General features: G+C 60.8%; 19 protein-coding genes. 5 read left to right on the top strand and 14 right to left on the bottom strand.

The annotated features are described in order from the left end of the window. Nucleotides 1-39 precede the first annotated feature (39 nt). The 10 genes from A7D21_RS01155 to A7D21_RS01110 all read right to left on the bottom strand — a co-directional run bounded on the left by A7D21_RS01155 (nucleotide 40) and on the right by A7D21_RS01110 (nucleotide 10978). On the bottom strand, nucleotides 40-1227 hold the full coding sequence (locus A7D21_RS01155; protein ID WP_053254052.1) for an ATP phosphoribosyltransferase regulatory subunit: 1188 nt from the start codon (nucleotides 1225-1227) through the stop codon (nucleotides 40-42). Between the two features lie 303 nt (nucleotides 1228-1530). After that, nucleotides 1531-2397, bottom strand: coding sequence for a protease modulator HflC (hflC, locus tag A7D21_RS01150; RefSeq protein ID WP_069550894.1), 867 nt, complete (start codon nucleotides 2395-2397; stop codon nucleotides 1531-1533). After that, nucleotides 2397-3572 (bottom strand): FtsH protease activity modulator HflK, encoded by a 1176-nt coding sequence (gene hflK / locus A7D21_RS01145; protein ID WP_012721916.1) that lies wholly within the window; start codon nucleotides 3570-3572, stop codon nucleotides 2397-2399. The genes hflC and hflK overlap by 1 nt, the downstream gene beginning before the upstream one ends. A gap of 96 nt (nucleotides 3573-3668) precedes the next feature. After that, entirely contained in the window at nucleotides 3669-4970 is a 1302-nt protein-coding gene (hflX, locus tag A7D21_RS01140; RefSeq protein WP_069550893.1) for a ribosome rescue GTPase HflX, read from the bottom strand. A 12-nt stretch (nucleotides 4971-4982) separates the two neighbouring features. Continuing rightward, nucleotides 4983-5243 (bottom strand): RNA chaperone Hfq, encoded by a 261-nt coding sequence (gene hfq / locus A7D21_RS01135; RefSeq protein WP_003188059.1) that lies wholly within the window; start codon nucleotides 5241-5243, stop codon nucleotides 4983-4985. 93 nt (nucleotides 5244-5336) lie between these two features. Continuing rightward, complete coding sequence (gene miaA, locus A7D21_RS01130; protein ID WP_053254049.1) at nucleotides 5337-6308, bottom strand: tRNA (adenosine(37)-N6)-dimethylallyltransferase MiaA; 972 nt, start codon at nucleotides 6306-6308, stop codon at nucleotides 5337-5339. Then, a complete protein-coding gene (mutL, locus tag A7D21_RS01125; RefSeq protein ID WP_053254048.1) occupies nucleotides 6308-8221 on the bottom strand; it encodes a DNA mismatch repair endonuclease MutL in 1914 nt (637 codons plus the stop codon). Before mutL ends, miaA begins: the two co-directional genes overlap by 1 nt. Continuing rightward, entirely contained in the window at nucleotides 8221-9642 is a 1422-nt protein-coding gene (locus A7D21_RS01120; protein WP_053254047.1) for an N-acetylmuramoyl-L-alanine amidase, read from the bottom strand. Before A7D21_RS01120 ends, mutL begins: the two co-directional genes overlap by 1 nt. A gap of 17 nt (nucleotides 9643-9659) precedes the next feature. Next, the gene (gene tsaE, locus A7D21_RS01115; protein ID WP_053254046.1) at nucleotides 9660-10130 is read right to left on the bottom strand and encodes a tRNA (adenosine(37)-N6)-threonylcarbamoyltransferase complex ATPase subunit type 1 TsaE; all 471 of its coding nucleotides are present in this window, start codon (nucleotides 10128-10130) and stop codon (nucleotides 9660-9662) included. Beyond that, the gene (locus tag A7D21_RS01110; protein ID WP_069550892.1) at nucleotides 10118-10978 is read right to left on the bottom strand and encodes an NAD(P)H-hydrate dehydratase; all 861 of its coding nucleotides are present in this window, start codon (nucleotides 10976-10978) and stop codon (nucleotides 10118-10120) included. Before A7D21_RS01110 ends, tsaE begins: the two co-directional genes overlap by 13 nt. 63 nt (nucleotides 10979-11041) lie before the next feature. Here A7D21_RS01110 and queG point away from each other — a divergent pair, with 63 nt between their 5' ends. Further along, nucleotides 11042-12106 carry a tRNA epoxyqueuosine(34) reductase QueG gene (queG, locus tag A7D21_RS01105; protein WP_053254044.1) on the top strand — a complete coding sequence of 355 codons (1065 nt, stop codon included), beginning with the start codon at nucleotides 11042-11044 and terminating at the stop codon, nucleotides 12104-12106. Here the strand turns inward: queG and A7D21_RS01100 are convergent. Both A7D21_RS01100 and orn read right to left on the bottom strand, forming a co-directional pair. Then, nucleotides 12103-12720 carry a trimeric intracellular cation channel family protein gene (locus tag A7D21_RS01100; RefSeq protein ID WP_169875734.1) on the bottom strand — a complete coding sequence of 206 codons (618 nt, stop codon included), beginning with the start codon at nucleotides 12718-12720 and terminating at the stop codon, nucleotides 12103-12105. The two genes, queG and A7D21_RS01100, sit on opposite strands and share 4 nt — an antisense overlap. Before the next feature lie 191 nt (nucleotides 12721-12911). Further along, nucleotides 12912-13454 carry an oligoribonuclease gene (orn, locus tag A7D21_RS01095; protein ID WP_003171343.1) on the bottom strand — a complete coding sequence of 181 codons (543 nt, stop codon included), beginning with the start codon at nucleotides 13452-13454 and terminating at the stop codon, nucleotides 12912-12914. 108 nt (nucleotides 13455-13562) lie between these two features. On the opposite strand from orn, the gene rsgA reads away from it, so the two are divergent. Next, nucleotides 13563-14594: a small ribosomal subunit biogenesis GTPase RsgA gene (rsgA, locus tag A7D21_RS01090; protein WP_032890468.1), complete on the top strand. Its 1032-nt coding sequence runs from the start codon at nucleotides 13563-13565 to the stop codon at nucleotides 14592-14594. A gap of 49 nt (nucleotides 14595-14643) precedes the next feature. On the opposite strand, the gene motB is transcribed toward rsgA, so the two are convergent. Together motB and motA are read right to left on the bottom strand one after the other, a co-directional pair. After that, nucleotides 14644-15672 carry a flagellar motor protein MotB gene (gene motB, locus A7D21_RS01085; RefSeq protein ID WP_053254042.1) on the bottom strand — a complete coding sequence of 343 codons (1029 nt, stop codon included), beginning with the start codon at nucleotides 15670-15672 and terminating at the stop codon, nucleotides 14644-14646. 3 nt (nucleotides 15673-15675) lie between these two features. Then, a complete protein-coding gene (gene motA / locus A7D21_RS01080) occupies nucleotides 15676-16527 on the bottom strand; it encodes a flagellar motor stator protein MotA (RefSeq protein ID WP_069550891.1) in 852 nt (283 codons plus the stop codon). A 166-nt stretch (nucleotides 16528-16693) separates the two neighbouring features. Between motA and A7D21_RS01075 the strand changes: the two genes are divergently transcribed. The 3 genes from A7D21_RS01075 to asd are packed head-to-tail and all read left to right on the top strand — an operon-like array spanning nucleotide 16694 to nucleotide 19979. Further along, a complete protein-coding gene (locus A7D21_RS01075; RefSeq protein WP_053254040.1) occupies nucleotides 16694-18229 on the top strand; it encodes an HDOD domain-containing protein in 1536 nt (511 codons plus the stop codon). 57 nt (nucleotides 18230-18286) lie between these two features. Then, entirely contained in the window at nucleotides 18287-19102 is an 816-nt protein-coding gene (locus tag A7D21_RS01070; protein ID WP_069550890.1) for a rhodanese-like domain-containing protein, read from the top strand. Nucleotides 19103-19118: 16 nt separating this feature from the next. Then, on the top strand, nucleotides 19119-19979 hold the full coding sequence (gene asd / locus A7D21_RS01065; protein ID WP_053254038.1) for an archaetidylserine decarboxylase: 861 nt from the start codon (nucleotides 19119-19121) through the stop codon (nucleotides 19977-19979). Nucleotides 19980-20052 lie beyond the last annotated feature (73 nt).

Below are 20052 nucleotides of genomic sequence, written 5' to 3'. Positions count from 1 at the left end.
TCGCGCAAACTTGGTGCCGGCGATGGCCGGCAGGAAAACTCAAGAAGCCAGTGGCGATACTTGCCAAAGCCCGTTCTGCAGAATCAATTGCCGGTCGCAGTCCGCTTCACGGGCGGCGGCCAATGGCTGCCCAGGCAAAGCCTGGACAACACGCTGACCCTCACTGCGCAACTGGCAAACCTGCTGCCAGAGTGCTGCGTCCGTACTGTCGGGCATCCAGATGCCACCAGACGGCAGCTCGACCTCAGCACGCCCCAGGGTCACCAGGGTTTTCAAATCGGTGGAAAAGCCAGTCGCCGGACGCGCACGACCGAAGTCGGCGCCGATATCGTCATAACGACCGCCTTGGGCGATGGCCTGGCCAACACCCGGCACAAACACTGCGAACACCACACCGGTGTGGTAGTGGTAGCCGCGCAACTCACCCAGGTCAAAATACAGCGGCAACTGCGGGAACCGCGCCGACAAGCGCTCGGCAATCGCCAGCACGTCATCCAGCGCCGCCAGCACTGGCGCCGGCGCATTGGCCAGGCGCTCACGTGCAGCCACCAGCACTTCACGGCCACCACACAGATCAACCAGCGCGCGCAGCATGCCGGCGAGGTCAGCAGGCACACCCTCGGTGAGGGCAACCACTTCATCGATAGCCTTGCGTTGCAGGGCATCGAACAACTGCTGCTCAACTTCACCTGACAAGCCGGCCGCACGGGCCAGGCCACGGTAGATACCGACGTGACCCAGGTCCATGTGCACATCCGGCACATCTGCCAGTTGCAGCATGGCCAACATCAAGCTGATCACTTCAACGTCGCTGCTCGGGCTGGCATCACCGTACAACTCGGCGCCCAGCTGAATCGGGCTACGGGAAGACGACAAGGCTCGCGGCTGCGCGTGCAGCACGCTGCCGGCGTAGCACAGACGGCTTGGGCCTTCGCGGCGCAGGGTATGTGCATCAATACGCGCCACTTGCGGCGTGATGTCAGCCCGGAAGCCCATTTGCCGACCCGATTGCGGGTCGATGACCTTAAAGGTGCGCAGATCCAGGTCCTGGCCCGCGCCGGTCAGCAGGGATTCCAGGTACTCAATATGGGGAGTCACGACAAACTCGTAACCCCAGCTCTGGAACAGATCCAACACCTGGCGACGCGCTACTTCAATGCGCGCAGCTTCTGGTGGCAGTACTTCTTCGATGCCATCTGGCAGCAGCCAGCGGTCTACCGTTGCCATTACGCCATTCCCCTATGATCCGGGCGGCCAGCCCTCGGCCGAGCCTTGAGTGAAGCAGAAAATACCCGGCGCCTGCATAAACAACGCGCAAGAACGACGTGACGAACGGCCTGCAAACGGCCTCGTCGGGCACTTTCCTCGAAAAACCTGTGGCGTCTGCGCAACCAGCAACAATCAAACATGCAGACGCAAAAAAGCCGGGAATTTCCCGGCTGCCGCATCATACACCCGTTTTCTGAAAGGATCACCCCGCCAGGCGTTTTAGCCGCCCGACGGAGTGCTTCCTACAGAGTCACAGGCTGATTACTTGGACTTTTCCAGGTAGCGGAAGAAGTCGCTGCTTGGGTCCAGCACCATGACGTCGGTTTTGTTCGCGAAGCTTTCACGGTAGGCGCGCAGGCTGCGATAGAACGCATAAAACTCCTGGTCCTGGCCGTACGCCTTGGCGTAGATCGCCGCGGCTTGAGCGTCACCATCACCACGGGCCTCTTCAGACTCGCGATAGGCTTCCGCCAGCAGTACACGACGCTGACGGTCGGCATCCGCACGGATACCTTCAGCCAACTCGTTACCCTTGGCGCGATGCTCACGGGCTTCACGCTCACGCTCGGTGCTCATACGCTCGAACACGCTGCGGTTCACTTCCTTCGGAAGGTCGATCGCCTTGACGCGAACATCGATCACTTCGATGCCCAGCTCTTTCTCAGCCATAGCTTTCAACGAGCGTGTGATGTCAGCCATCAGCGCATCACGTTCACCGGATACCACCTCGTGCAGGGTGCGTTTACCAAACTGGTCACGCAGGCCCGATTCCAGACGGCGCGACAAGCGCTCGTCGGCAATCTGCTTGAGGCCGGAAGTCGCCGTGTAGAAACGCTCGGCATCCTTGACGCGCCACTTGGCGTAGGCGTCAACCATCACGGCTTTCTTTTCCAGGGTCAGGAAGCGCTGTGTCGGTGCATCCAGGGTCATCAGGCGGCCATCAAACTTGCGCACCTGGTTCACGTAGGGGACTTTCACATGCAGGCCCGGCTGGACATCCGCCTGGACCACACGACCGAATTGCAGCAACACCGCGCGCTCGGTCTGAGACACGATGTAGAAGCAGTTCCAGGCAGCGATGACCACGACGACGCCCACAATCAGGGCGGTCAGCGATTTATTGCTCATCAACGACTCTCCCTGGTACGTGTTTGCTGTTGCAGCAAGTCAGCGGCCGCACGGGCGCTCGCTTCGTTGGCAGCAGCGTTCGAACCGGTGGACGGCGCGCTGGTGCTGCTACGACCACCTTCGATCATCTTGTCCAGCGGCAGGTACAGCAGGTTGTTCTGCCCACCTTTGCTGCCGGTCACGAGAACCTTGCTGGTGTTGCTGAAAACTTCCTGCATGGTGTCCAGGTACAGACGCTCACGCGTGACTTCCGGCGCCTTGCGGTACTCGGCGACCAGCTTGGTAAAGCGATCCGCCTCACCCTTGGCACGCGAAACCACTTCATCGCGGTAACCGTTTGCATCCTCAAGGATACGCTGGGCCTGACCACGCGCTTCCGGCACGACGCCGTTGGCATAGGTTTCAGCCTGGTTACGCGAACGCTGCTCGTCTTCACGGGCGCGGATCACGTCGTCAAAGGCTTCCTGTACTTCGCGCGGTGCAGCTGCGCTTTGTACGTTCACCTGGGTGACCGTGATACCGGTGCGATAGGTATCGAGGAAGCGTTGCAGACGCTCCTTGATTTCGCTGGCCATCAACTCACGACCTTCGGTCAGCACCTGGTCCATGGCGGTGGAACCCACCACGTGGCGCAGGGCGCTTTCGGTTGCGTGTTGCAGGCTGATTTCAGGCTGATCAACGTTCAGCACGAAGTCCTGCAGGTTGCTGATCTTGTACTGCACGGTCAGCGGCACTTCGACGATGTTCTCGTCTTCGGTCAGCATCTGGCCCTGCTTGGTGTAGGCACGCTCACGCGTGACGTTCTCCATGTACTTCTTGTCGATCGGCGGGAAATAGATGTTCAGGCCTGGCCCGACCGTCTCGTAGTACTTGCCGAAGCGCAGCACCACGGCTTGCTCCTGCTCGTCCACCACGTACACGGCGCTGTACAGCCAGACGGCAGCCAGCACGACAAGACCCAGGCCCAGCAGGCCATAGCCGCCGCCCTTGCTTGTACGACCGCCTTCGTCACCACCGCGTTTTTTTCCACCACCGAACAACCCATTCAGGCTTTCCTGCAGCTTTCGGAAGGCCTCGTCGAGATCTGGTGGCCCCTTGCGGTCGCCATTATTGCGGCGCTTACCACCCCAAGGATCCTGATTATTCGAGTTGCCACCCGGCTCATTCCAAGCCATAGCGCTCTCCATCTGATAAAGCAAAGACGCACCCACGGCGCGCCGACCAATGCTACAGAATGCCTGCTACTGCGGCACAACCGCTTTAGGAGGCTTTTATTGCAAAGTGTGTTGTTCGATGAACTCGGCCGGTACCACACCTTCACGACTGACCAGCCGATTCAGCTCCGAACGCGGCAATCGAACGGCCAGCAAGCTGACACCTTCTTCGTCGTATTCTTCTTTCTGTACCGCGCCCAACTCAAAAAACTGTGCACGCAGTCGAGCAAAACGCTGAGGCAAGCGCAAGGTGCCGACAAACAAATCGCTGCCCAGCAACTCGGCAATGGCCTGTTCGAGCAACTCCAGGCCACTGCCATCGCGCGCCGACAACCATACCCGCTGGGGCTTGCCGTTCTCATCGCGCTGGATTTGTGGCTCAACGCCTTCAAGCAAATCGAGTTTGTTATAGACCTCGAGGATCGGCAAGTCCTGTGCACCAATCTCGCCCAGCACCACCATCACCTGCTCAATCTGCAACATGCGATCCGGTTCGGCCGCATCGATCACGTGCAGCAGCAGATCGGAGTTGCTCGACTCTTCGAGCGTAGACCGAAACGCCTCAACCAGCTTGTGGGGCAAGTGACGAATGAAACCCACGGTGTCGGCCAGGACAATCGGCCCCAGGTCGTCCAGTTCCAGACGGCGCAAGGTCGGATCAAGCGTGGCGAAGAGTTGGTCGGCCGCGTACACGTCCGATTTCGTCACGTTATTGAACAGTGTGGATTTGCCGGCGTTGGTATAGCCCACCAGGGAAACGGTAGGGATATCCGCACGCATCCGACCGCGTCGCGACTGCTCGCGCTGGCTACGGACCTTTTCGAGGCGCCCCTTGATCTGGCGCAGGCGCACCCGCAGCAGACGGCGGTCGGTTTCCAACTGGGTTTCACCCGGGCCACGCATGCCGATACCGCCACCTTGACGCTCAAGGTGAGTCCAGCCACGAACCAGGCGGGTGCTCATGTGGTCAAGCTGGGCCAGTTCTACCTGGAGCTTGCCTTCATGGGTACGGGCGCGCTGGGCGAAAATATCGAGAATCAGACCGGTGCGGTCGATCACGCGACACTCGAAAACACGTTCGAGGTTACGTTCCTGACTGGGCGTGAGGGTGTGATTGAAGATCACCAGATCGGCTTCTTCAGCATGGACCAGATCGCGTAGTTCCTCGACCTTGCCGCTGCCGATCAGGTATTTGGCGGTTGGCCGATGACGCGGTACGTTAAAAAACGCAACGGTCTCGGCGCCGGCCGAATTTGCCAACTCCTGAAACTCCTGCGGATCTTCGCGCGCCTCAGGGTCCTGTCCATCCAAGTGAACGAGGATTACTCGCTCACCACCACCGTGGCGCTCAAAGAACAAAGGAGACTCCTATCAGGCGTTACCTGGCTCAGCGTCACCCTGTTCGTCACCCGCTGCGCTAGGCAGACGGATAGGACGGACTGGAACGACTGTCGAGATAGCGTGCTTGTAAACCATCTGGCTGACGGTGTTTTTCAGCAGGATCACGAACTGGTCGAACGACTCGATCGTGCCTTGCAACTTGATACCGTTGACCAGATAGATGGAAACCCCAACTTTCTCTTTACGTAAAGTATTCAAGTAAGGGTCTTGTAGCGAATGCCCTTTTGACATGTGCCGCACTCCTTTAAGGATCAATAATAAAATTCGGAAAATAGATAGCTTATGGCCGTCACACCCCCAAGGATAGACGGCAATTGCAAGGACTCAGCTCAATATGGAGACCGTTCCCAAGTATTTCAAGGCGCGTGACAGATTGTCGCTGTCCAGGCTGTCCAACCAGTGCAAATCGCTCCAGCTGCGCAGCCAGGTGAACTGGCGCTTCGCCAATTGGCGCGTGGCAATGATGCCGCGCTCCTGCATTTCGGCTGACGTCAGCTTGCCGTCCAGATGATCCCAGACTTGGCGATAGCCAACAGCACGTATCGAAGGCAACCCAGCATGCAGATCGCCTCTTGAACGCAGTGCTACGACCTCGTCCACAAACCCCTGTTCCAACATAATTGTGAATCTTTGTGCAATTCGTTCATGCAGCACCTGGCGATTTGCCGGAGCAATGGCCAGATTCGCCACAGTATAGGGCAATTGTGACTGTCCAGATGCGCCTGCTTCAGCACTTTGCGCAGTTTGTTTCAGCCTATGTTCAGTCATGGTCTGGCCGCTCACACGCCAGACTTCCAGGGCCCGGGTGAGGCGCTGGGGGTCGTTGGGATGAATGCGCGCGGCGGACACCGGATCAACCGCTGCCAATTGGTCGTGCAGGGCCTGCCAGCCAAGGCGTGCAGCGGCTTCCTCGAGCTCGGCACGCACCTGTGCGTCGGCGGGCGGCATATCCGCCAGGCCTTCCTGCAAAGCCTTGTAATAGAGCATCGTACCGCCCACCAGCAGCGGAATATTGCCCCGCGCAGTGATTTCAGCCATGGCGGCCAGGGCATCGGTACGGAAATCCGCTGCGGAATAGCTCTCAGACGGGTCGATGATATCGATCAGCCTGTGCGGATGCTCGGCCAACAGCGCTTTGGACGGTTTGGCAGTGCCAATGTCCATGTCCCGGTAAACCAGTGCAGAGTCGACACTGATCAGCTCGCACGGCAGCACCTTGGTCAGCTCGATAGCCAGGTCGGTCTTGCCGGCGGCCGTAGGGCCCATCAGGAAGATGGCAGGGGGCAAGGCGCTCATCAACGGCCGCGCAAGAACAGTTTGTCCAGATCGTCCAGGCCCATCTGGGTCCAGGTCGGTCGGCCATGGTTGCATTGGCCGCTGCGCTCGGTGTTTTCCATGTCGCGCAGCAGACCGTTCATTTCCGGCAGGGCCAGGCGGCGGTTGGCGCGGATCGCACCATGACAGGCCATGGTACCGAGCAGTTCGTTGATATGTGCCTGGATGCGGTCGCTGGTGCCATATTCCATCAGGTCAGCCAGCACATCGGCGACCAGACGGTTGGCCTCAGCCTGCTTGAGCAGCGCGGGAATCTGGCGGATCGCCAACGTTTCCGGGCCGAGGCGCTGCAATTCGAAGCCCAGTTTCTGAAACACGCTGTGGTGCTCTTCGGCGCAGTCGGCCTCGCGCTGGCTGACTGCCAGGGATTCTGGCACCAACAAGGGCTGGCCGCTGAGGCCCTCACTGGCCATGGCGATCTTCAGGCGCTCGTACATGATTCGCTCATGGGCGGCGTGCATGTCCACCAGCACCAGGCCGTGGGCGTTTTCCGCCAAGATGTAGATGCCCTTGAGCTGGGCCAGCGCATAGCCCAGCGGCGGAATATCACCACCGCCCTCCGGCAACGCGACAGCGCCCGGCTCAGCGCCCGGCAGCGGCGCAAAGAACTCGCGATAGGCCGCCTGGGCCTCGGCTACCGGCACCGTCGACTGCGGACGCGGCGTGTATTGATACTGATAACCGGCGCCCGACCCGGCGCCCGGCGCTGTAAAAGCTGGCGCCGGCGGCGTCGATTGCAGCAAGTTGGCCGCCAGGCTCATTTCACCCTGAGGCCCGAATTCACCGGCTTCCGGCCCGCTAGGTCGCACCACCGCCGTCACGATCGGCGCCGACAGCTGGTCATCCGGGCGCACATCGCCCAGGGCGCGGTGCAAGGTGCCGTACAGGAAGTCATGCACCATGCGCCCGTCGCGGAAGCGCACTTCGTGTTTGGTCGGGTGCACGTTGACGTCGACCACCGAGGGGTCGACCTCAAAGAACAGTACAAACGTCGGATGGCGACCATTGAACAACACGTCGCGATACGCCTGGCGCACCGCGTGGGCCACCAGCTTGTCGCGTACCGCACGGCCATTCACAAAGAAATACTGCAAGTCCGCCTGGCTACGGGAGAAGGTCGGCAAGCCAACCCAACCCCACAGCCGCAAGCCGTTGCGTTCGATTTCAATCGGTAGCGCCTGTTCCAGGAAACCCGCGCCGCACACCGCAGCCACTCGCCGAGCGCGCGCGGCGTCGTCATTGGCTTCGTGCAGACTGAGGATGGTCTTGCCGTTGTGGCGCAAATGGAACGCAACGTCGAAGCGCGCCAGTGCCAGACGCTTGATGACTTCTTGCAGGTGATCGAATTCGGTTTTTTCAGCCTTGAGGAATTTGCGTCGCGCCGGGGTGTTGAAGAACAGGTCGCGCACCTCCACCGACGTCCCCACCGGGTGCGCCGCCGGCTGGACCCGAGGCGCCATGTCGCGGCCTTCGGTTTCCACCTGCCACGCCTGCTCGGCGTTGCGCGTACGGGAAGTCAGGGTCAGGCGCGCCACGGAGCTGATGGACGCCAATGCCTCACCGCGAAAGCCCAGGCTCATCACTCGCTCAAGGTCTTCCAGGTCGCGAATCTTGCTGGTGGCGTGACGGGCCAAGGCCAGCGGCAGGTCATCCGAAGAGATGCCACTGCCGTCGTCGCGCACCCGCAGCAGCTTGACGCCGCCCTGCTCCACGTCGACATCAATGCGCCGGGCACCCGAGTCGATACTGTTTTCCAGCAACTCCTTGATCACCGACGCCGGGCGCTCAACCACCTCGCCCGCGGCAATCTGGTTGGCAAGGCGCGGGCTGAGCAGCTCAATACGTGAACCGCTGGTCAACACTGATTCGCTCATTACTGCGCCGCCAATTCAGTGCCAGGAATGGTCAATACCTGACCGACTTTCAGCTCATCGGTTTTCAGGTTATTGGCGCTGCGCAAGGTCGCGGCCGAAACCTGGAAACGCACGGCGAGCATGGCCAGCGTGTCACCCGGCTGCACGCGATGGTCTCGCGGGCCCTGGGCGATTTTCCCGGAGTCACGCAGCCAGGCGATGTAGCTGCCAGGTGGCGGGTTCTGCTGGAAGAACTGACGAATACCCGCGCTGATCGAGCGAGCCAGGGCCTGTTGGTGGCCCGAACTGGCCAACTTGGAGGCTTCGTTGGCGTTGGAGATAAACCCGGTTTCCACCAGGATCGATGGAATGTCCGGCGACTTCAACACCATGAACCCGGCCTGCTCCACGCGCTGTTTGTGCAGCGAGGTCACGCGACCAATATTGCTCAGCACCTTTTGGCCGACGTTCAAGCTGGACGTCAGCGAAGCGGTCATCGACAGGTCGAGCAGCACGCCGGCGAGCATTTTATCCTTGTCATCGAGGGACACGTTACCGGCACCGCCGATCAAGTCGGAACGGTTTTCACTGTCGGCCAGCCACCGTGCGGTTTCGGACGTAGCGCCGCGGTCCGACAGGGCAAACACCGAGGCGCCAAAGGCGGCGGCCGAAGGTGCGGCGTCGGCATGGATCGACACAAACAGGTCTGCGCCCTTCTTGCGGGCGATTTCAGTACGGCCGCGCAACGGAATGAAGTAGTCGCCGGTACGGGTCAACTCGGCGCGATAGCCTTTCATGCCATTGACCTGACGCTGCAATTCACGAGCGATGGCCAGTACCACGTCTTTTTCGTGCTGCCCGCGCGAGCCGGAAGCACCCGGGTCTTCACCGCCGTGGCCGGCGTCGATCACCACGATAATGTCGCGCTTGCCCGCAGGCGCAGGCGGCGGCGGTGGCAGCTTGACCTGTGGTTGCGACGGGTTGACGGGCACTGCCGGCACGGTCGCAACACTTGGCGTTGGTGCCGGCGGCGGCGCGGCATCGGCGGCGTTGTCGAACAGGTCGACCACCAGCCGGTTACCGTATTGGGCGTTTGGCGCCAGCACAAAACTTTTCGGGGTCACGGCCTTTTTCAGGTCGATGACCACCCGCAGATCGGTCGGCGTACGCTGAGCCGAGCGCATCGACGTAATCGGCGTGTTGGCAGTGGAGACTTTCAGCGGCGCGGCCAGGGTCGCACCATTGATGTCGATCACCAGGCGATCGGGCGCCGTCAGGGTAAAGACGCTGTGCTGGACCGGGCCAGACAGGTCAAACACCAGTCGCGTGTTATCCGGCGCTCGCCACAGGCGCACACTTTTCACCTGTGAAGCAGCCAGAGCATTGAAAGTCATTGCCGCAAGCAACACCCCTACGACAGCAACCATCGCGCGAAAGCGCATACCAAACCCCACCAATTTTATTTGAATTCCAATGCCAGAGCAGCGCACCACGACTCACCGCGCGCACTCTGGGGCAACAACTTCAGCTGACGTCCGTGGTCATGCGGCGTAATGGTAATGGTCAGGTCCGGCTTTGGCAAAAAGCCTGTGCCTTTATCTGGCCACTCGATCAGGCACAACGCATCTTCGTCAAAATAATCACGGATGCCCATGTACTCCAGTTCTTCAGGATCGACCAGGCGATAGAGGTCGAAGTGGAAGGCGCGAACATCACCGATCTCATAGGGTTCGACCAAGGTGAACGTAGGGCTTTTTACCGCCCCGGCGTGCCCCAACCCACGAATAATCCCACGAGACAGTGTGGTTTTTCCGGCCCCCAAGTCGCCCTCCAGGAAGATCAACCCGGCACCGGCCGTCACGTGGGCAATGCGATTCCCGAACGCGACCATGGCATCTTCATCTGCCAGGAAAAGGGTTACTTCAGACACGGCGACTGCTCCTCCAGCAATTGACGAATGGCAGGTATCAGGTCACTGGCAGCCAAGCCGCGACCATAGGTGCCCTGGCGATCCCCCGCTGTGGCGTGCAACCACACGGCCAGGCAGCTGGCTTCATAAGCCGGCATGCCCTGGGCAAGTAAGGCGCCCACCACACCACTCAGGACGTCACCCAAACCGGCGGTGGCCATCGCCGGGTGGCCTTGATCACAGCGTGAAACGCGGCCGTCCGGGCTAGCAATCAAACTGCCAGCACCCTTGAGAATAGTCACTGCATTGAATTTCTGGCTCAACGCGCGCGCCACCTTAAGGCGATCAGCCTGAACCTCGACTGTCGTGATGCCCATCAACCGAGCCGCCTCGCCAGGGTGTGGGGTAATCACGCTGTTGGCTGGAAGGCTTACGCCGCCCGTGGCCAACTGATTCAACGCATCGGCATCCCAGACTTGCGGCTGCTGGGCATTAGCAGCGACGGACAACAGGCTTTTACCCCAGGACGCCGCGCCCAGACCGGGGCCGATGACAATGACTGAGATTTTTTCCAGCAACCCCATCAACTGGTTGGCCGAACTCACGCCGACGGTCATGACTTCCGGCAAGCGCGCCAGTGCCGCCGGCACGTGTTCAGGCCGGGTCGCCAGGGACACCATGCCCGCGCCACTGCGCAGGGCGCTTTCGGCACTCAACAGTGCCGCACCGCCAAAGCCTCGGTCGCCGCCTCTGACCAGCAGGTGGCCGAATTGGCCTTTATGGGCGTCCGGGGCGCGCGCAGCGAGTTGCGGCAAATGGCCGTGCAACAGCGGCTGTACGTCGGTTATTGCGTGTTTTGTCTGCGGCATGCGTCTTCAAGCTCCGATGTCTGGCAGAATTATACCTATCTAACCTGCGGTTTCCCTTGTCTCATGCCTGCCATCACCACCGATCTGCCCGCCCTCGCCCAATCGATCAAAGACTGGGGCCGCGAACTGGGCTTTCAACAAGTCGGCATCAGCGGCCTGGACCTGGCCGAGCATGAACAGCACCTGCAACGCTGGCTCGACGCGGGTTACCACGGCGAGATGGAATACATGGGCGCCCATGGCAGCAAACGCTCCCATCCCGATCAACTGGTGCCGGGCACTCTGCGCGTGGTGTCGCTGCGCATGGATTATCTGCCAGGCGATACCCAAATGGCGCAACTGCTGGCAAAGCCAGAGAAAGCCTACATATCCCGTTACGCCCTCGGCCGCGATTACCACAAGCTGATCCGCAAACGCGTGCAGCAACTGGCCGACCGCATTCAGGCACAGATCGGCCCGTTCGGCTTTCGCGCGTTTGTCGACAGCGCGCCCGTGCTGGAAAAAGCCATTGCCGAACAGGCAGGCCTGGGTTGGATCGGCAAAAACACCCTGGTACTCAATCGCAAGGCCGGCAGTTATTTCTTTTTGAGCGAACTGTTTGTCGATTTGCCCCTGCCGGTTGACGCCCCTCACACCAGCGAGCACTGCGGCCGCTGCACGGCCTGCCTGGACATCTGCCCCACTAATGCCTTCGTCGGCCCCTACGTACTGGACGCACGACGCTGCATTTCCTACCTGACCATCGAGCTCAAGAGCGCAATCCCGGAAGACCTGCGCCCACTGATCGGCAATCGCGTGTTCGGCTGCGATGACTGTCAGATCGTTTGCCCGTGGAATCGTTTCGCCCGCGCTACCGATGAGGGCGATTTCAAGCCCCGGCATAACCTGGATAACGCAGAACTGGCCGAACTGTTTATGTGGGACGAGGATAAATTCCTCACCAGCACTGAAGGCTCGCCCCTACGTCGCGCCGGTTATGAGCGCTGGCTGCGCAACCTGGCAGTGGGCCTGGGCAATGCGCCGTCGAGCATTCCCGTGCTCGAAGCCTTGAAGGCGCGCCGCGACTACCCCTCGGACCTGGTGCGCGAGCACGTGGAGTGGGCGCTGAACCAGCACGCTACACGCTAGTGTACGTCGTCGTTGTAGACGAATTTGGGCATTTCCCAGTGAAAACGGATCGCCAGCAGGCGCAATAGAAAGCCGCTGAACAAGGTGAGCAAAATCGCCTGCTCGCTGGGCAGTTCCAGGTACAGGCACAGCATGTAGAACCAGGCGGCAAGGAACGACACGCTGGCATACAGTTCACGACGGAAGATCAGCGGGATGTCGTTGCAGAAGATATCCCGCAGGATACCGCCGAACACCCCGGTAATAACGCCGCTGACCGAAGCCACCAGCATGCCGTGGCCCATTTCCAGTGCAGTCATGCAGCCAATCAGGGTGAAGGCCACCAACCCCACCGCATCGAGTGCCAGGAACAGCGAACGCAGGTGACGCATCAGCGGCGCAATAAAGATCGTCACCAGCGCGGCGATCGAGGTCAGCACCAGGTATTCCGGGTGTTTGACCCAGGTCAGCGGGTAATGCCCCAACAGCACATCACGCACCGAACCGCCGCCCAGCGCCGTGACGCAGGCGATCAGCACCACACCAAACCAGTCCATGCCGCGCCGACCCGCGGACAGGGCGCCGGTCATGGCTTCGGCGGTGATGGCGATGAGGTAGAGCATCAACAACATGATGGCGATCCTTGCAAAGAGGCCGGCAGTCTAATCATTTGCTGATGGCACCAAAAGAGGGCGCTTGGCGAAAGACCGAGGCACGCCCTTCGCGAGCAAGCCCGCGCCCACATTTAACCGCGTCCGTCCATTGGAATGCGGTCGAAGGTGGGAGCGGGCTTGCTCGCGAAGACGCCGGGCCAGGCGCCACAGATTCAAGCCTTGATGAAATGCTTGCGGTAATGCTGCAGCTCGGCGATCGATTCGCGGATATCGTCCAGTGCCAAGTGAGTGCTGCCTTTATGGAAGCTGTCCTTCACTTCCGGCGCCCAGCGTGCCGCCAGCTCTTTCAAGGTGGACACATCCAGGTTGCGGTAGTGGAAGTAGCTTTCCAGCCCCTTCATGTGCGTATAAAGGAAGCGGCGGTCCTGGCAGATGCTGTTGCCGCAGATCGGCGACTTGCCCTTGGGCACCCATTTTTCCAGGAACGCGATGGTTTCGGCTTCCGCTTCAGCCATGCTGATACGGCTGTCGCGTACGCGCTGGGTGAGGCCGGAGTTGCCGTGGGTGCGGGTGTTCCACTCATCCATGGTGGCGAGGACGGCATCGCTGTGATGGATGGCGATCACCGGACCTTCGGCCAAGGTGTTGAGGTTGCTGTCGGTGACAATGGTCGCCATCTCGATGATGACGTCGGTGTCGGGGTTCAGACCGGTCATTTCCAGATCGATCCAAATCAGGTTCTGTGGGTTTTGCATGGCTTGATTCTCTTGGCACCTTAGCGTAGCTGCGCAGTTTAGCAGGCGGGGCCGTGCTAGACTCGCGACCGTTTCACCCAACCTTTGCATTATCGACACGGAACACCAATGGCCAAACGCCAGCTCAATCGTCGCCAAAACTGGCGCATCGAAAAGATTCAAGGTGAGCGCGCTGCTCGCGCCGCCAAACGTGAATCCTCCGCCGTGGAAGCGCTCGAGGGCGGCGACCTGGGCCCCGAACAAACGGGCCTGGTGATCGCGCACTTTGGTGTGCAGGTCGAAGTCGAGGCGCTCGAAGGCGAACTCGCCGGCCAGGTATCCCGTTGCCACCTGCGCGCCAACCTGCCTGCGCTGGTGACCGGCGACAAAGTGGTCTGGCGCGCCGGCAACCAGGGCATCGGCGTTATCGTCGCCCAATTGCCGCGTACCACCGAACTGCGCCGGCCTGATAGCCGCGGCCAGCTCAAGCCGGTGGCGGCCAACGTCGACATGATCGTGATCGTGTTCGCGCCGCTGCCAGAGCCGCATGCCAACCTGATCGACCGCTATTTGGTCGCCGCCGAGCATGCGGGCATTCGCCCGTTGTTGCTGCTGAACAAATTCGACCTGATCGACGAGCAGAACGCCCCGGCGCTCAATGCGTTGCTGGCGGTCTATCGCACCCTGGGTTACCCGGTGCTGGAGGTCTCGGCACATCACGGCAACGGCATGGAACAGCTGCAACAGCAGTTGGACGGACGCATCAGCGTGTTTGTCGGCCAGTCTGGCGTGGGCAAGTCGTCGCTGGTCAACAGCCTGCTGCCGGAAGTCGACACCCGTGTCGGCCCGCTGTCGGAGCTGTCCGGCCAGGGCACTCACACCACCACCACTGCACGGCTGTTCCACTTCCCCGGCGGCGGTGAACTGATCGACTCCCCAGGGATTCGTGAATTCGGCCTCGGCCACGTCAGCCGCAGCGATGTGGAAGCGGGCTTCATCGAGTTCAACGACCTGATCGGCACCTGCCGCTTCCGCGATTGCAAACACGACCGCGAGCCGGGTTGTGCACTGCTCAAGGCCCTGGAAGATGGCCGCGTGCAGCAGCAGCGCATGAACAGCTATCGTTCGATTATTGCGAGTTTGCCTGAGAGCAGTTACTAAACTGCAGAGACAAAAAGGCCGCGATCATCGCGGCCTTTTTGCATGAGGGTTACGACCCGGGCGCCGGTGCAGGCGCCGTGGGATCTTTCACCCCGCCATCATCAAACAGGTTCAGTTTCTGCCGCAGCTCATGCGCCGGCAACGGCTCCTGCCCGGGTGGAATGGCGTTCGGATCAGCCGGCACTTCGCCTGGCGCCCCAGCACCTTGGTTCGGTGCCGATGGGGCCGCGCCTTGATCGCCTTCGATCGCACGCTGGGCTTTTTTGGTCAGCACCACGATATCGATCCGACGGTTGATCGGGTTGAACGGGTCCTTCGGATCGAATAGCTGCGAGGACGCAAAACCCACCACGCGCGCCACTTGCGGGTCCGGATAGCTGCCCGCCACCAGCGCACGCCGCGCAGCGTTGGCACGGTTGGCCGACAGTTCCCAGTTGCCGAAGTCGCCCTGCCCCGCATACGGCTTGGCGTCGGTGTGGCCACTGATGCTGATCTTGTTCGGCACCGCCTTGATCGTGTCGGCCATGGCCAACAGGATGTCTTCAAAGTACGGCTTCAAACGCGCACTGCCAGAGTCGAACATCGGCCGGTTGGCGGCGTCGGTGATCTGGATGCGCAAACCTTCCGGGGTGATTTCGAAAGAAATCTGATCCTTGAATTTCAGCAGTTGCGGGTTTTCTTCAACCTTGGTCTGCAGTTCCTGCAGCAACAACTCGAGGCGCTCTTTCTCGACCTGCTCAGCCATGCTCTCAACAGTGTCGCGCTCGATCGGGATGTTTTCCTGCGGCGATTCGGTCTTGACCTCGGGGTTGATGGTGCGCTCGGGTGCCAGCTGCGGCGAGCCGCCCAGGTCAATCACAAAGGGTGTACCACTTTCCGAAAAGCCTATCGGGTCTTTGAAGTAACCGGCGATGGCGATTTTTTGTTCCGGCGTGGCGGTAGACATCAGCCACAGCACCAGAAAGAACGCCATCATCGCCGTCGCGAAGTCGGCGAAGGCGATTTTCCAGGCACCACCGTGGTGCCCCGCAGCGAAGCGCTTGACGCGCTTGATGATTATCGGCTGGTTGTTTTCCATGGTTTAGCGACCGCGAACCGCTTGTTCCAGCTCGGAGAAACTTGGGCGATGTTTCGGGTACAGCACCTTGCGCCCGAACTCCACTGCCAGCGATGGCGGCATACCGGACGCCGAAGCCACCAGGCACGCTTTGATCGCTTCGTAGAGGTTGACCTCTTCCTTGGCATCGTGGGCCAGGCAGGTAGCGAGCGGGCCGAAGAAACCATAGGCCGCGAGAATACCGAAGAAGGTACCGACGAGGGCTGCACCCACGTGCATGCCAATCGCCTTCTGGTCGCCTTCGCCCAGAGATGCCATGGTCACCACAATACCGAGTACCGCCGCGACGATACCAAAACCAGGCATGGCGTCGGCAACGCCGGTCACCGCGTGAGACGGGTGTTCCAGCTCTTCCTTGAGGCTGAACAGTTCCATGTCGAACAGGCCCTCCAGCTCATGGGGGGCCATGTTGCCGGAGGACATGATGCGCAGGTAATCACAGATGTAGGCGGTCATGCGCTCGTCTTTGAGCACAGTCGGGTACTTGGCGAAAATCGGGCTGGCGGCGGCGTCTTCAATGTCGCCTTCGATGGCCATCATGCCTTCACGGCGGCTCTTGTTGAGGATCTCGTAGACCAGCCCCAGCACTTCCAAATAGAAGGTGTGGGAGAAACGCGAGCTGAACATGCCCAGCGACTTCTTGATCACGTGCATGGTCATGTAGCCGGGGTTGGCCTGCAAGAATGCACCCAAGGCCGCACCGCCGATAATCATCACTTCGAAGGGCTGGATCAGCGCAGCAATTTTACCGTGGGACAGAACGTACCCACCGAGTACGCTTGCGAAGACGACGATGATGCCGATAATTTTAGCCATAGGGGATTGGTACTTGTGCCGTCGGGTTCATGGACATATTGGGTGCAGCCGAAAACTCTTGTTCTACTTATCGGCAAAACTGCGCCAGACTATAGCCCGTTAAGGCGAAAAGCCAATTCGGCCCGTTCCGGGCGTGTAGAACGCAAGTGATGATCGCGCCCCAATCATGGCTAATGAAACGACAGTCCCAAGTACAAAACCCACCACACTCGTTGCTTGGATCAAGCGCCTGGACGAGGTGCTGCTGCCCGTCCCCCAGGCCAGCCACGAGCGCGTGTGCAAAGCCATTCGCGATAGCCGCAGCTCGTTGCGAGATATTGCCGAGCTGATGCAACACAGCCCGGCGCTGGTGCTCAGCGTAATGCGCGAGGCCAATAGCCAGGCCCACGGCAGCCTGTCGGGGCCGGCGGAAAACCTTGAAGTCGCGCTTAACCGCCTGGGCCTGAAACGCGCCGAGGAACTGTTGGCGCGCCTGCCCTCTTTGCCGGAAAAAGACATCCCCGTAGCCCTTCGGCAACTGCTGCTGGTGAGCCAGCACGCTTCCCAGCAGGCCAACGGCTTGTTCGCCAGCCGCCTCGCGCGGTTGTGGCAAGACATTCACTGGGGCAGCTTGCTGTTTTTGTCGCCGCTGTGGCCGATGGCTGTCGCGTACCCCAAGCTCCTGGAAGAATGGGAACTGCGCGTTATTCATAAAGGCCAGTCGGCACGCCAGGTCGAGAAAGAACTGTTTGGTGTACGCCTGCTGGACTTGTGCCTCGGCTTGACCGAAGCCTGGCACCTGCCGATCTGGGTATCCCAGGGCTATAACCTGCTGCTTAGCGAGCAGCGCTTGCTGGTCAAGGCGCTGCACATCGCCCGTGAAGATGACGCGCTGCGCCACCAGCAATTACTGGATGCCGACCCCAACCTGCGGCGCTGGCTCAACCAGCCGGCCAACACCGTGCTACTGGCCAACGGCCTGGCGATGTCCGCCCAGGAATCGTGGACCTGCCCGCACACCGAGCGCTGGCAATACCTCACCGCGCTGTACTTGCAGGAGCCGTTGAGTGAGGTGCAGCAGCAGGTTCACCAGCAAGCGGTGACCAGCGCCCGCACCACCCTGATGCCCGATCTTTGGCACCCGGCGTTGTCACTGATCTGGCCGTGGCATGTGCAGAAAATCCATCGCGGCTTGTTGCCTGCAGCGCCTCCCACCGCTGAAGCCTTGGCCGTGTGGCGCAAGCGCTGCACCGAATTGCTGGTCGAGCCGAGCCGCTTTGCCAACGCCATGCACCTGACCACGTGCGCCAAAGAAGCCCTGGTCGCCAGCGGTATGCAACGGGTACTGCTGTTTATGGCCGACCGCGCCCTGAGCACCTTGCGCGTGCATCAAGCCGACGGTTTGCCCAGGGACGCCGCGAACCTGAGCCTGGATGTGGTCAACAGCACGCTGCTGCAGCGCTTGCTGGAAAAGTCCGCCCAGGTGCGCCTCACGCCGGACAACCACGCGCAATTTTCCGCGTTGTTACCGCCGGTCCTGCGTCGTTTGTTTACCGGCGAACACCTGCTGTTACGCTCCCTGAGCTGTAACGGTCGCGTGGTGATGCTGATGGTCGCCGACCAGGGCGGCGGTCCCTTCTCGGAAACCACCGTGCAGGCGTTCGGCAAAACCGCTCAATGCATCGAGAAAGCGCTGCACAGCTTTACCAACCGCAGCGCCTGATGCTTGCGCTACAATCGCCGTCTTTTATCGCCAACATTTGTGCCCAGGAGACCTCACATGCCTGACTTCTCTGGCTTGCCGCTGGTGATCGAATCCAGCGACCTGCTCGCTCAACTGGATGCCGAACACCTGATTGTGGTGGACCTCACCAGTGCCGCCCGCTACGCCGAAGGGCATATCCCCGACGCGCATTTCGTTGACCCCAAACGCACCCAACTGGGCCAACCGCCCGCGCCAGGTTTGTTGCCGAACAAGGCCGAGCTGGAAAAACTGTTCGGCGAACTGGGGCACACCCCGGATGCCACCTATGTGGTCTACGACGACGAAGGCGGCGGCTGGGCCGGGCGTTTTATCTGGCTGCTCGACGTGATCGGCCACCAGAAATACCACTACCTGGACGGCGGCCTGCTGGCGTGGCTGGAAGGCCAGCACCCACTCTCCACCGAGGTGCCGGCGCCTGTCGGCGGCCCGGTCAGCCTGACCTTGCACGACGGCCCCACGGCCACCCGCGAATACCTGCAAAGCCGCCTCGGCGCGGCCGACCTGGGTATCTGGGACGCACGCGGCCCGCTGGAATATTCCGGTGAAAAGGTCCTCGCCGCCAAAGGGGGCCACATCCCCGGCGCGGTGAACTTCGAATGGACCGCCGGCATGGACAAGGCGCGCAACCTGCGCATCCGTCGCGACATGCCGCAAATCCTCGAAGACCTCGGGCTGACCAAAGACAAAGAAATCATCACCCACTGCCAGACTCACCACCGCTCTGGCTTCACCTACCTGGTGGCCAAGGCGCTCGGTTATCCGCGAGTCAAAGGTTATGCCGGTTCCTGGGGCGAATGGGGCAACCACCCCGACACCCCCGTTGAGATTTAAGGTTTAAGGACACTTAATGAAAAAGCAGTTGTTTATCCTCAGCCAATATTTGCTGCCGCACCACTTGCTGTCGCGCCTGGCCGGCTGCATTGCCGAGTGCCGTGTGCGCTGGTTCAAGAACGCCTTCACCAGCTGGTTCGCCAAGCGCTATCAAGTGGACATGTCCCAGGCGCTGGTCGAAGACCTGACCGCCTACGAGCATTTCAACGCGTTCTTCACCCGTGCATTGAAAGACGGCGCACGCCCGCTGGATCAAACCCCAGGCGCAGTACTGAGCCCGGCCGACGGCGCTGTCAGCCAGCTTGGCCCGATTGAACACGGCCGCGTATTCCAGGCCAAGGGCCACAGCTTCAGTGTGCTGGAACTGCTCGGCGGCGACGCGGCACTGGCTGCGCCCTTCATGGGCGGTGATTTCGCCACCATCTACCTGTCGCCGAAGGACTACCACCGCGTGCACATGCCGCTGGCCGGCACCCTGCGCGAGATGGTCTACGTGCCTGGGCGGATTTTCTCGGTGAACCAGACCACTGCCGAAAACGTGCCTGAGCTGTTTGCACGTAACGAGCGTGTTGTCTGCCTGTTCGACACCGAACGCGGGCCGATGGCAGTGGTGTTGGTCGGTGCAATGATCGTGGCGTCGATTGAAACCGTATGGGCCGGTTTGGTTACGCCGCCCAAGCGCGAGCTGAAAACCTTCCGCTACGACGAAGCCGCCCGCGCGCCGATCCATTTGGAAAAAGGTGCGGAACTGGGTCGCTTCAAGCTGGGTTCGACCGCGATCGTGCTGTTCGGGCCGGATCAAGTGAAATGGGCAGAAGAATTGGCAGCGGGTACGCCTGTGCAGATGGGCCAGGGCATCGCACTGCCCAAGGCCTGATTCAAAGCCGATTGAAGATCAAAATGTGGGAGCGGGCTTGCTCGCGAATGCGGTGTGACAGTCAATAGAGATA

It is taken from the genome of Pseudomonas sp. AP19 (genome assembly GCF_001728855.1).
Lineage (GTDB): Bacteria > Pseudomonadota > Gammaproteobacteria > Pseudomonadales > Pseudomonadaceae > Aquipseudomonas > Aquipseudomonas fluorescens.
Note: the sequence above shows the minus strand (reverse complement) of the source record. Positions and strands in the feature narration are given on the sequence as shown.